Origin of the sequence: Acinetobacter sp. YH12058, assembly GCF_013419805.1 — a bacterium.
Classification (GTDB): domain Bacteria; phylum Pseudomonadota; class Gammaproteobacteria; order Pseudomonadales; family Moraxellaceae; genus Acinetobacter; species Acinetobacter towneri.
Window position 1 is genome coordinate 49,462 of the sequence record NZ_VOZL01000006.1, and the last position, 13,282, is coordinate 62,743.

9 protein-coding genes are annotated in these 13,282 nt (G+C 42.2%); 6 read left to right on the plus strand and 3 right to left on the minus strand.

Annotated elements, in window-relative coordinates:
- Positions 1 to 33: 33 nt before the first annotated feature.
- The 4 genes from galU to galE all read left to right on the plus strand — a co-directional run bounded on the left by galU (position 34) and on the right by galE (position 5,004).
- Positions 34 to 915 carry a UTP--glucose-1-phosphate uridylyltransferase GalU gene (galU, locus tag FTU09_RS05690; RefSeq protein WP_180079763.1) on the plus strand — a complete coding sequence of 294 codons (882 nt, stop codon included), beginning with the start codon at positions 34 to 36 and terminating at the stop codon, positions 913 to 915.
- A gap of 81 nt (positions 916 to 996) precedes the next feature.
- A complete protein-coding gene (locus tag FTU09_RS05695; RefSeq protein ID WP_180079765.1) occupies positions 997 to 2,265 on the plus strand; it encodes a nucleotide sugar dehydrogenase in 1,269 nt (422 codons plus the stop codon).
- Positions 2,265 to 3,986, plus strand: a complete 1,722-nt coding sequence (gene pgi, locus FTU09_RS05700; RefSeq protein ID WP_373685366.1) for a glucose-6-phosphate isomerase — start codon at positions 2,265 to 2,267, stop codon at positions 3,984 to 3,986. Before FTU09_RS05695 ends, pgi begins: the two co-directional genes overlap by 1 nt.
- On the plus strand, positions 3,979 to 5,004 hold the full coding sequence (gene galE, locus FTU09_RS05705) for a UDP-glucose 4-epimerase GalE (protein WP_180079767.1): 1,026 nt from the start codon (positions 3,979 to 3,981) through the stop codon (positions 5,002 to 5,004). The genes pgi and galE overlap by 8 nt, the downstream gene beginning before the upstream one ends.
- An 89-nt stretch (positions 5,005 to 5,093) precedes the next feature.
- Here the strand turns inward: galE and FTU09_RS05710 are convergent, their stop codons facing one another.
- On the minus strand, positions 5,094 to 6,464 hold the full coding sequence (locus FTU09_RS05710; protein WP_180079769.1) for a phosphomannomutase CpsG: 1,371 nt from the start codon (positions 6,462 to 6,464) through the stop codon (positions 5,094 to 5,096).
- A 214-nt stretch (positions 6,465 to 6,678) separates the two neighbouring features.
- Between FTU09_RS05710 and FTU09_RS05715 the strand changes: the two genes are divergently transcribed.
- Together FTU09_RS05715 and FTU09_RS05720 are read left to right on the plus strand one after the other, a co-directional pair.
- Complete coding sequence (locus FTU09_RS05715; RefSeq protein WP_180079770.1) at positions 6,679 to 7,917, plus strand: hypothetical protein; 1,239 nt, start codon at positions 6,679 to 6,681, stop codon at positions 7,915 to 7,917.
- A 166-nt stretch (positions 7,918 to 8,083) separates the two neighbouring features.
- Entirely contained in the window at positions 8,084 to 11,431 is a 3,348-nt protein-coding gene (locus tag FTU09_RS05720; RefSeq protein WP_180038326.1) for a DEAD/DEAH box helicase, read from the plus strand.
- A gap of 17 nt (positions 11,432 to 11,448) precedes the next feature.
- On the opposite strand, the gene FTU09_RS05725 is transcribed toward FTU09_RS05720, so the two are convergent.
- Positions 11,449 to 12,738, minus strand: a complete 1,290-nt coding sequence (locus tag FTU09_RS05725; protein WP_180079772.1) for a type II toxin-antitoxin system HipA family toxin — start codon at positions 12,736 to 12,738, stop codon at positions 11,449 to 11,451.
- A complete protein-coding gene (locus tag FTU09_RS05730) occupies positions 12,735 to 13,052 on the minus strand; it encodes a helix-turn-helix domain-containing protein (RefSeq protein ID WP_004883943.1) in 318 nt (105 codons plus the stop codon). Before FTU09_RS05730 ends, FTU09_RS05725 begins: the two co-directional genes overlap by 4 nt.
- Positions 13,053 to 13,282: the final 230 nt, after the last annotated feature.

The window sequence follows — 13,282 nt, forward strand, 5'->3', positions numbered from 1 at the left end:
ACTAAAAAATTTGTGTAAAATTAGATATCTGAGATGATTAAAAAAGCCATTTTACCCGTTGCAGGTTTAGGCACCCGTTTTCTGCCTGCCAGTAAAGCCATTCCCAAAGAAATGGTGACCGTGGTCGATCGTCCTGCGATTGAATATGTAGTGCGCGAGGCAATTGCAGCAGGGATTGAACAAATTATTTTGGTGACCCATTCCTCTAAAGCCTCCATTGAAAACTACTTTGACCGTAACTTTGAGCTAGAAACCACATTAGCACAAAAACAAAAACTGGATTTGCTCAAAGAAATTACCGAAATTTTACCTGCACATGTCAGTGTTGTGAGTGTACGTCAGTCACAACCTTTAGGCTTAGGGCATGCAGTTTTATGTGCTAAATCTGTAGTGGGCAATGACGCCTTTGCAGTGCTGTTACCCGATGTATTGGTTAAAGATGATGCTGCACAAAATGACTTGGCACGCATGATTCAGCGTTTTGAGCAAAGCAACGCTGCACAGATTATGGTTGAAGCAGTACCAGATCATCTGGTCGATCAATACGGTATTGTGGATGTAGCTGCAGCACCTGCTGAAGGTGAAAGTACCGTGATGCAGGGCATTGTCGAAAAACCCGCAGTAGGCACGGCACCTTCTAATTTATCGGTGGTGGGGCGTTATGTCTTGCCTGCAGAAATTATGACTTTGCTCGAAAACACCCCTAAAGGGGCAGGCAATGAAATTCAATTGACTGATGCCATTGCCATGTTGCAACAAAACAGTGTGGTCGAAGCTTACCGTATGCAAGGTCAGACTTTTGACTGTGGCAGTAAGTTGGGTTATTTAAAAGCGGTATTGCATTATGGGGTGGATCATCCAAAATTAGGGGATGATTTCAAAGCCTTGATTCAAGAATTAAAGCTAGAGTCTTAAGGTGTAAAAATTGAGGGTGATGAAAATTCCTCTCTAATAGAAATAAAATAACACTGTTAACCCAATACGCAGGAACATATTTTGAAAGTCGCAGTCTTCGGAAAAACCCTCTATGCAGGCGTGATGTCTGCACTCTTGGCAGAATGTGGGCATCAAGTCTATTGGTGTGATATCTTTCAGGATGCTGCCCATCCACTCGAACAGCAACATCTCAGCTTTCAAGACCAAGCCTTGAGCCTGTTATTACAACAACAATGCAGTAAGGGCTTTTTACACTATTGTGATTTTGCTGCATTGCCTTTAGATGTGGATGTGTATCTACTCAGTTTGAACCCGACTGAAGAAGCTCACGCCTTAACTGTTTTGCGGCAGTTGCAACAACGTCCGATCATTCACCCTAAACTGATGATCAATGCCTCGACTTTGGGTTTAAATGGCACACAGCGCCTGCAAAAAATCTTGCCACAAGATGACTGGATTTATTTGCCCGACATGATTCAAGAGGGCAATGCCATTCAAAGTATGACCCGCGCACAGCAACTCACGGTGGGTTGTGAAAATGAACGTGCGCAAGTCAAACTTAAAGAATTACTCCGCCCCTTATTCCCACGTGCGCAGCAATATCTGTTTATGCCTGTGTTGGATGCAGAATTTACCAAACTGAGTATTTCAGGCATGTTGGCAACCCGTATCAGTTATATCAATGACTTGGCAGTGGTGGCAGAAAAACTCGGGATTGATATTGAGCATGTACGTCAAGGCATGGCGGCTGATAGCAGGATTGGTGCGTCCTATATGTATCCAGGCGCCGGTTTTGGTGGTGAAAACTTTAGCCATGATATTCAGACTCTGGCCAGTACCGTCTCCACCACAGGGGTGAAAAGTCAGCTGTTGGCGCAGGTCTGGGACATTAATGAACAACAAAAAGAACTCTTGTTTAGAAAGCTTTGGAATTATTATCAGGGCGATTTAAACGGCAAAACTGTGGCGATTTGGGGCGCGGCCTTTAAAGAAAATACCGCACGGGTGCAACATTCTCCCATTCATGTGATGTTGCCTGCGTTGTGGGCGCAGGGTGTGACGGTCAAATTGCATGACCCACAAGCCTTGCCTGAAATTGTGGCACAGTATGGTCAGCGTGATGATCTGATTTTATGCGCAGAACAATATCAAGCGGTAGAAGGTGCATCGGCATTATGTGTGCTGACCGCGTGGAAACAATATTGGAGTTTGGATTATCCAACTTTGTTGCAGCAGATGCAGCATCCACTGATTTTGGATGGTCGCAATATTTATGATCCTGAATTTGTGAAGGCACAAGGTTTTGCTTATATGGGAGTGGGGCGCTAATGATTCGTAGCACAATGCCACAGACGCAAAGCTCGATTTCTCCAAATGACAATGCCTTGCCGCAGTTACAACAATTGCAGCAGCAGTTTCAGCAACTGCATTTAAATCAGCTGTTTGCTCAAGATCCGCAGCGTTTTCAGCGTTTCTCGGTGGCTTTGGACAGTGTGCTGTTTGACTATAGCAAGCATAGGATTGATGCCAAGGTGTTGCAAACCCTAGTTCAGTTTGCACAGCAGAGTCAGCTTGCTGAGTGGATTGGACGTTTATTTTCAACAGAAACTGGCTCAGAGAAAATCAACTATACCGAACAGCGCGATGCGATGCATTGGGCCTTGCGTTTGCCTGCGACCAGCACAGCAGCAAGCGCTTCCGAACAGACCGATGCTTACGCTGCATTGACTGAGCAAGTCCATACCCAGCTTGAGCGTATGTATGCCTTGGTGGAAAAAATCCATGCAGGCCAATACCGTGGTGCCACGGGTGAAGTGATTCAGGATGTGGTCAATATTGGGGTGGGTGGCTCAGATTTAGGCCCGTTAATGGTGACCCAAGCCTTATCTGATTTTAAAGTGGCGACAGAAAAACCACTGAATGTACATTTTGTGTCAACTATGGATGGCAGCCAGCTATCCGAATTGCTGCATCGTCTGCGTCCTGAAACCACTTTATTTATTATTTCGTCCAAGTCTTTTGGCACCATTGATACCTTATCCAATGCGCAGACCGTGAAACAATGGCTGGAAAAAGCCTTGGGTAAACATGCGCAAATTCTGAAACATCACTTTATTGGGGTATCCACCAAAGCCGATAAAATGACCGCTTGGGGCATTTGTCCTGAAAATCAGCTCTTGCTTTGGGATTGGGTGGGTGGTCGCTATTCGTTATGGTCGTGTATTGGCTTACCGATAGCTTTGACCATTGGCGTTGCGGGTTTTCAGCGGTTTTTAGCAGGTGCACATGCGGTTGATCAGCATTTTCAAAATGCTGCATTTGATCAGAACATCCCAGTGCTGATGGGTTTGCTGGGGGTGTGGAATAATAATTTCCTGAATATTCAGACTCATGCGGTCTTGCCTTATGATGGACGTTTAAAATACTTCGCTTCGTATTTACAGCAATTAGAAATGGAATCGAATGGCAAGTCGATTCAGCGTAATGGCGAGGCGGTGAGCGTCGATACTTGCCCGATTGTTTGGGGTGAGGTCGGGCCGAATGCACAGCATGCGTTCTATCAATTGTTGCATCAAGGGACACATGCGGTCAGCTGTGATTTTATTGCCCCTGTGCAGCGTTATAATGCCAATCAATTTACCTATGCGGAAAATGCTGAGGCTTTGGTAGAGCAGCATCATTTGGCCTTGTCCAACTGCTTGGCACAGTCGCGGCTTTTGGCCTTTGGTAATCAGGCATTAGATCAGCAGGAATTAGATGGCTTAGCGGCATATAAGCAGTACAGTGGTAATCAGCCAAGTAGCAGTATTTTATTGCAAGAACTCAATCCGTATAGCTTAGGCATGTTGATTGCTTTGTATGAACATAAAGTCTTTGTGCAATCGGTGCTGTGGAATATCAATCCTTTTGACCAATGGGGCGTAGAAAAAGGCAAGGAAATTGCCAATCAGCTCTTGCCTATTTTAAATGGGCAGCAACAGGATTTATCGGCACTCGATGCATCGACCCAAGGTTTATTAAAAATTTTATTAGGAAAAATAGATGGCTAATATTTTAGTCACAGGCGGTGCGGGCTATATCGGTTCACATACCTGTGTTGAGTTGCTGAATGCAGGGCACAGCGTGGTGGTGCTAGATAATTTATCTAATAGCTCGGCAGAGTCATTGGCGCGGGTGCAGCAACTGACTGGCAAAACCTTGTATTTTATTCAGGGCGATATTCGTGATGCCGCTGCTTTGGATGCCCTGTTTGCGGAACATCAAATTGATGCAGTGATTCATTTCGCAGGACTCAAAGCAGTGGGAGAAAGCCAACAAATTCCACTGAGCTATTTTGACAACAACATTGCGGGTTCAATTAGCTTGATCCAGGCGATGCAACGCGCGCATGTGTTTAAACTGGTGTTTAGTTCATCGGCTACAGTATATGACGAATCCAATATTTCGCCGTTGAATGAAGAGATGCCAACGGGTATGCCAAGCAATAACTATGGCTATACCAAGCTGATTGTGGAACAGCTTTTACAAAAAGCAGCCCTTGCCGATGCACGTTGGTCGATTGCGCTATTGCGTTATTTTAATCCTGTGGGGGCACATAAAAGTGGCTGCATTGGCGAAGACCCACAAGGTATTCCAAATAATTTAATGCCTTATGTCACCCAAGTAGCGGTGGGACGTCGTGAAAAACTGTCAATTTTTGGGCAGGATTATGCTACGCCAGATGGTACAGGCGTGCGCGATTATATTCATGTAGTCGATTTGGCCAATGCGCATTTATGTGCCTTGAATAACCGTTTGACTGCACAGGGTTGCCGTGCTTGGAATATTGGTACGGGTAATGGGATTTCGGTGCTGCAAGTGAAGAATACTTTTGAACAGGTCAATGGTGTGCAGATTCCATTTGAGTTTGGACCACGTCGTGAAGGTGATGTGGCGATATCTTTTGCAGATAATAGTCGTGCCGTGCAAGAACTGGGTTGGACTCCACAATATGGCTTAGAAGATATGTTGGCCGATAGTTGGAACTGGCAAAAGCAGAATCCGAATGGTTATCGTCAAGATGAATGATTCTAGCTATACACTCAGCCACAAGGTTTAGAGCATAAAAACGGGAGTCAGTTTTGACTCCCATTTTTATATTGCTTTGATTTTTCAGATTAAGCTTGAATGAGTTGCGTCAACTCATCCACATAATCCTGCATCGGGCGTGGGTTGTGGTCACGACGGCTTTCAATATTTAAGCGTAATAAAGGCTCGGTATTTGAAGCACGCACATTAAAACGCCATGTACCAAAGTCTAGACTCACGCCATCGGTTTGGTCAATTGCTGGGTTTTGGCTAGCATAATGCTCAAAGATTTTTTGGATGGTGGCTTGAGTATCGGCCACTTTAAAGTTAATTTCCCCCGAACATGGGAATTTGGCAATCATTTCTTCGACCAGACTCGATAGCGATTCTCCTGTTTCAGACAATACCGAAACCGCCAATAGCCATGGAATCATGCCGCTGTCACAATAGGCGAAATCACGGAAATAGTGGTGTGCGCTCATTTCACCGCCGTAAACGGCATTGTGTTCACGCATTACATCTTTAATAAAGGCATGTCCAGATTTAGATTGAATCGCTTCACCCTGATATTGCGCGACTACATCAAAGGTATTCCAGACCAAACGCGGGTCATGTACAATTTTTTCGCCTGCTTGCTTGAGTAAAAATGCCTGCGCCAATAAGCCAACAATATAATAACCTTCAATAAATTGGCCTTTTTCATCGAACAGGAAGCAGCGGTCAAAGTCACCATCCCATGCAATGCCCATGTCGGCTTGATGCTCTAATACGGCATTGCGGGTGCTATCACGGTTTTCCACTAAAATTGGATTCGGGATACCATTGGGGAAGGTGCCATCGGCATCATTATGAATTTTGACAAACTCAACAGGAATATTCAGGGCTTTGAATTTTTGCTCAATTGCATCGACCACATGCCCTGCAGCGCCATTGCCTGCATTCATGACCAATTTCATTGGGTGAATTTTGCTAGGCTCGATATACGTCATTAAATGTTCAATAAATTCAGGCAAAATATTGTAGCTTTGAGTACTACCTTTGTGCTCAACTGGGGTAAATTCGCCTGATTCTGCCAAAGCCTGAATGTCTTTTAGGCCGGTATCGGCACTAATCGGGCGCGCATTTTCGCGTACCAACTTCATGCCGTTGTAGTCCATGGGGTTATGGCTGGCAGTTACTTCAATGCCACCTTGCACGTCTAAATGAAAGGCTGCGAAATAGACTTCTTCTGTGCCTGTCATTCCCAAGTCGAGCACATTGACCCCTGCATCATTTAAACCACGAATGGTGGCCTGCTTTAAGCCTTCGCTGCTAAGGCGAATATCGCAGCCAATTACAACGGTTTTAGGTTGGTAAATTTGTCCGTAAGCACGACCAATTTTATAGGCAATCTCTTCATTGAGTTCTGTGCCCAATTTTCCGCGAATGTCATAGGCTTTAAAACAGGTTAATGTGCTCATGTATTGTCCTAAATATTTGGAAAAATCGTATTGCTGCCTATGATAATCGAACTGTGTGTAATGTGCTGTATAGAATGGAAGATCAATTGCTTGAAGATGTTTCAGGTCAAAGACTATGGATGAGAAAAGATGTGGTGATGGGCAAGGGTGTTTTTTCTTGAGTAAGAAGTTGGTTAAAATACGGCTCAGACTTATGTGTTCGATATGATTGAAGATGGAATTACAGAAAAGTACTTTAGAGCCAGAGCAGAAACTTTCTGCGCCACAGAAAAAATTTCAGAAACTATGCCAAAAAATTGAGCAGGAACAGCTACGTTTGAATGAATGGCAGACCGCACAAGCCGATATTCAGGCACGTGCCAGCCGTGAAATTTTACCGACTTATGCGCAATTGCGTGAAGTTATATTTCAGCAAATTCAACAATTGCTTCAGCAAAAACAACAAAAAGTGACGGCAGCCCAGCAAACTAAGCTGGATCAAAAAATTGAGCAACTCAGTTTACAACTTTTGGATTCGCAGCAGATGTCTACCGAACAAGTTCAGTTTTTAACAGAATTGCTGAACAGTTATGGGCATCATATTGAATTGCTAGACACAGATGATGTGGATTTAAGATCTGAAGCTAAAACAGCAACAGAGTCAGAAGACGAAAATGTTGAACAATGTGAACAAAATAGTTTTGAACATGATGAGTTTGAACAAGAGTGCTTGGCACAGCTCAAGCTAGAAAGTTTGAAGCATTTTCTTTGTGAAGAATATGACCTAGATATAGATTTTTTTGATTTTCAGCATGATCCATTAGATTTAGATGACTTTATAAAAAAATTTGAACAAAAAATGCAAGAACAAGAGGAGCTGGATTTTTTAAGTCAGTTGAGTAGTGCGCAAAAAGCTTTTGCCGAACAGCAAATTGCCCGTGAAAAAGCCAAAGCAGCAAAAAAACAGCAACAGCGTGAAGAAGCCAAGAAACTAGCAAATCAGTCCATTAAAGCGATTTACTTAAAAATTACAGCGTGGATTCACCCAGATCGTGAGCAAGATGAGCAGAAAAAACAAGAAAAAACCGTATTGATGCAGCAAGCCAATCAGGCTTATGAAGCCAATGATTTATTGACATTGTTAAATTTGCAAATTCAGTTGGGTCAGCAGCATAATTTGTCTTTCGCCAATCAACAATTAAAAGCGTATAACCTGCTTTTAGAAGAACAGTTAGAAACTTTGCAAATGCAAGTAGATGACATTATTTACTCTTTTAATTGGAGTCAGTTTTTATATTCTAACCGTAAAATTAAAGTGCAGGATTTGTATCGAAAATATGAGCAAGACTATCGACATGTTCAACAAAAATTAGCTCGAGCGCAAGAGATACTGGAAAAATATCAAGACCTTAAACAATTAAAGCAATTGATGCGCAGTCAATATGTGTGGGAAATGCATGCTGTGATGATGTAGACATATTGAGGTTTGGCTTTGAATGTTTATGCAAAAAGTAGTCTTTATTTACAATATTCCTTTTGAGTGAATCCAAGTTATGCTCAGGTTGGGCCGTTCGGCTAATATTCTGAAATGATACCTTTGTCCGTTATAATTGTATAAACATTTTTAGTGTCTGGTAATTATGTCCTCATTGATCAATTTTCTATCTCGCTTTAGTACAGCAACTCTTCAGCGCAGTCTTAGCTATGCTAAACGCATTGATAGGGAAACGATTGAGTTCTTTGAGGAAAAAGACGGGGTTACGATGTATGCCCAAATTGAAGGGACAGATTATTACGATACTGCAATTACCTATAATCCCCAAAAAGACCGTTTAATCGATGACGACTGCACTTGTCCGGTTGGATATAACTGTAAACATGCTGCTGCTTTAGCGCGGTTATTCTTTCAGGAATATCGCCAGGAATTTCAGCAGCGTTATGCTGACTCTCAATCTCCGCAGGGAATCGCAAAACGCCTACGGGGGGATGATCAGGCACAGCGCTGGTTGAATGATTTTAAACGGTATTTACAACAGACTGAACCAGAGCAATCTGTCAAAACAAACAATTATTTAATTTACCTGTTAGATCAGTCTGTCAGCTTAAAGAAATTGACAGTTGATGTTCAGAAGGCCAGACGCAATAAAAACGGCTCAATTGCGGGGGAAAGTTATTATACCCAATATGAAAATATCACCAGAAAGCATCTGACTTTACCTGAACAAAAACGACAATTATTTAACCAGATTTATTATTATGCCAAAATAAACAGTGACGAACGTTTTTATCAAAGCAATCTTGATATCTCCGGAATTTTATTGGAGCATTTCAAATCTTTTATTCAAAGTGGCGATGTGTACTGGCAAAAAAAGAGCCATACTGCACTTCAATGGTCAGAACAAGGCTATCACATCGAACTGATCTGGCAACAAGGTGTAAACAAACAGACAGAGCATTTAAATATTGAATTGGTCAATGGTGATATTCGACTCGATTTAAAATCAAATCCACATATCCAAATTCTCGCTAGCCAGCCACCGTGTTATGTGGATATTCAACAGAACACGGTGGGCCAGTTATATGGTGAATATACGGCAAATCTTCTGTACCATTTTTTACAGATGCCTGATCTTCCATCTATGCTCTTGCCAGAGTTTGAGAAACTGACTCATCAATATTCAGACGTGAAAAATCTGCCTCAGCCCGAGTCTATTCAGCATATTGATGTCCTTGAGGGTAGTCCCCAGCCAATTTTACGCTTCGGTGTTTTAGATAAATTTGATTGGAAATGGGAAGAATCTGTTTGTGCTGAAATTGAATTCTCCTATGCAGGCGGGCGAATTAAAGCAGGTACATCAGGTGACAGTTTCATTGGTGAGCAGCATGACAAAATGGTGCGACAGCTTCGGGACTTAGTTCAGGAACAACAGTCAATCCAGCGTTTACAGCTATTGGTCGAATCACTGAAGTGGGTGAAAGATCTTAGTTATGACCAGCAATTAAAACTGGATAAACAACGTCTCGATTCTATGGTTTTTGCTTTCTATGGAGACTGGATCAAACAGCTGATGCCCATCAATCAAATTGAGTTGATGGGCTGGCAGATAGAGCATCTGGAAAACAGCCCCTTTAACCTGCAATATGTCGAAAATTTAAATATTTCTATCACTGAATCTGAAGGCCAGCAGGACTGGTTCAATATCGGGGCGACGGTTCAAGACAGTGCAGGCAATTCTTATAATTTACTTGATGCGCTCGTAGCTTTGGTGCGAGTAAATCCTGATTTACTTGATCCGCGGACTTTTATTCATCTGCATGACAGTCAAATTTTCACCGTGAAAACTGCAGTTGATCAACCTGATTTGGCGCTATCCGCTAGGGATATTAAGCCGGTATTATTGCATTTGCAGAGCATTTTACAGCAAGAAGAGCGCAGTATTGATCGCTATGATGCGAGTCAATTATTAGAATTGCAGCATAATCTTGGGATGACATGGCAGGTCAGTGATCGCCTGCAGAAATTTGTACATAAATTCAAACAAGGCTATCAGCAACAACTGCCAACACCACAAGGTTTTCAGGGGGAGTTGCGTCTATACCAGCAGCAGGGCTTAGGCTGGTTACAGTTTTTAAGGGAAACCCAGCATGGCGGGATTCTGGCAGATGATATGGGCTTGGGGAAAACAGCACAAACTTTAGCCCATTTACTCATGGAAAAGCAGGCTGGATATTTGCAGGATAGTCCCGCCTTAATTGTTGCACCCACATCGCTGATGCATAACTGGTTCAAAGAAGCGGAGAAATTTACCCCAGAGCTCAAGGTATTGCTGCTACAGGGGCCCGATCGCCATCAGTATTTTGAGCAGATTCCGCACTATGATATTGTGTTAACCACCTATCCGCTTCTGGCGAGAGATGAAGAGCAACTAAAGCAATATGAATATCATCAACTCATTTTGGATGAGGCGCAGAATATCAAAAATCCGCGCGCCAAAGCTGCACAGGTAGTACGGCAATTAACAGCGCGACATCGTCTATGTCTAACCGGTACACCTATGGAAAATCATTTGGGTGAGCTGTGGGCACTATTTTATTTCCTGATGCCAGGATTTTTATATTCACAAGAAATTTTTAATAAAAAGTACCGTCATCCGATTGAAAAGCGCGGTGATGAGCAGTTAAGACAAAAGTTGGTCAACCGGATTAAGCCCTTCATTTTACGTCGCTTGAAAACTGACGTAGCCAAAGAGTTGCCAGAAAAAACCACGATTGAAGTCAATATTGATATGAATGACCAGCAATCCAAGTTATATGAGGCTGTTCGTGCCACGATGCAGGCAAGCATTCAGAAAATTGTGGCAGAAAAAGGCTTTAAACGTAGTCAAATTCAAATTTTAGATGCCTTACTGAAGCTACGTCAGGTGTGCTGCCATCCTAGCTTACTAAAGCTGGATTCAGTGAAAATTGGGCAGGCGCATTCTGCCAAACTTGAACAGTTGATGGATATGGTCGTTCCAATGGTGGAAGAGGGGCGAAAAATTCTTATCTTCTCTCAGTTTACCTCAATGTTGGAACTGATTGAACAACAGTTCCATCACGCAGAAATTGGCTATGTGAAGCTGACTGGAAAGACCAAAAAGCGAGATGAAGTCATTACAGCGTTTCAGTCTGGACAAGTGCCGGTATTTTTAATCAGTCTGAAAGCAGGAGGGGTCGGTTTGAATCTAACTGCCGCAGATACGGTCATTCACTATGATCCATGGTGGAACCCTGCTGCTGAAGATCAAGCTTCAGATCGTGCATGGCGGATTGGACAGGACAAGCCGGTATTTGTCTATAAGCTGATTACTAATAAAAGCATAGAAGAAAAAATTCTTGCCTTACAGCAAAATAAAGCAGAACTGGCACACTCTATTCTAAGTACAGATCATGAAGGCGAAGCGAAACTGACGGAAAATGACGTGATGAACTTGTTTGAGAAATTTTAGTTTGGTTTCAGATTACCCTAATCATCTGTAAGTATCTGAAAGTCTGGATGCAATTTTTTCCAATGTTCTCTTAATTTTTCTTTATGAGCAGGAATCATAGGTAAGTCTAGTAATAGCACTGGCCATACTGACCGTGCTTTGTCCATGATCGCGTGAAGTTGTTTTTCAATAACACGCCATGGAACACCGACTTTTTCAGCCCATTCTTCAAAGTGTTTCATCTCAGCTAAATACCAATCTTTATTTTTGGTAAGATTCAATGCGAAATGACGCTCATTTTCAACATATACACTAGTCATCAATATATCGTATGCGGGAGATAATCTTGGTGTTCTTTTGTCCTGATAAATCATACTCCAGTTTTTTAAGTGTGCATCTCCATTGGCGAGCAAAATGTTGACAAGTAAGCGGCTGGCAAATTGCTGAATATCAAAAATTTTGTTATCTGAAAATTGATAAATGATCTTTCCTATCTGCTCATAATTTGTGGTGCTGTATTTCTGCTGTGGATATGCACCGAAGATCTGAGCAAAGTCTTCGATGTGAATAAGCTCTGTAGTATCAGCAGTATTCTGTCTATCAAATCTTTTGATTGCAAAAGCATATTCCTCTTGGGGTAAATTTAATGGTGGAAGGTCTTGTAAGAGTGCCATATCCACCAAGCGAATCTCAGGGACATCTATTCCGACCATTTTTGCAAGGCTCATCATAGAATATTCATTTAGCGGAACAAAAGCATGTCTGGAAGAAGGAGTTTTGACAATCCAGTCCCCGAGTAGAGACGATTCCGTTGCCTGGACTAGTGTAAAACGCCCATCTTTGGCTTTCATGGAAAACTTCATTTGGACGCCGGCCAAGGAAAACTTATTATCTGTTCGGATCTCTTGCTTTAAGATCTGATCTGGATTAGAGATCTGCAATTTGAATTTTATTTCATCTGGGATTTCTTCTGGATCTACTGGGGTTGCAATCAGTGCCCCAGGTAAGTCATGACCTAAAGCTGCCAATAACTGAAATTCATTGTCTATATGTATTTTGAGGCTTTGTGCTATGAGTTCGCGTAATGCACCTTCTGGTAGCAGATTTGATAGCAAGGGGTGTAAGCGCTGATGTGTAACATAGGTCTTTTCTAAAATCTTATCCGCTTGAGGATATAAAGGGGAAGTAAGCAAGCTCAAGGTCGGACGTTGCTGATCCAAGTGAAAAGAATCTGTGAAAACCAGAATATTTTTTCCGCTCTGAAATCCTGCCAAGTATCCAACGACAACATGATGTAATGTTAATTTCAGGACGGCAACAGTATTCATGGTTCCTCTCCTCCGAGAAGACCTTTCCATGGGTTAGACATTAAGTCATCTTGATCTTCAATAGTGACTTTAATTTCATCATTCAATAATTGTCTAATCAAATGAACCTTATCATCTGGGATGAGCATCAGTTGAGCATTTAGTCCTGCCGCAATAATTTCTAAGGTATCTAATCGAGGATTGCCTTGACTTTCCAGTTTTTGGTACTGCTGTCTTGAAATGCCTGTACGTGATTGCATATCAACTTGCTTTAAACCCAATAGGGTTCGTCTTTTTTTGACTTGCTGTAGTAAAGACTTATTTAGTGTAGACATATTTATTGCTTTTTGGTGGTGTAAGAAGCATATTAGTTGCTTTTTTATTAAGAAGCAATGACAGAAATTATTAACAGGCTCCGCGGCATCAATATTTAGGATCTAGGCAAGCTGATCTTGTTTAACATAAGCCACTTAGTAGTAGCTAATACTATCTTTTGTTTTGGAGTTTTTTTTATCTTGTATGATTGATACTCTGGAGCATCATCTACACGGTTTTTTGTTCACAG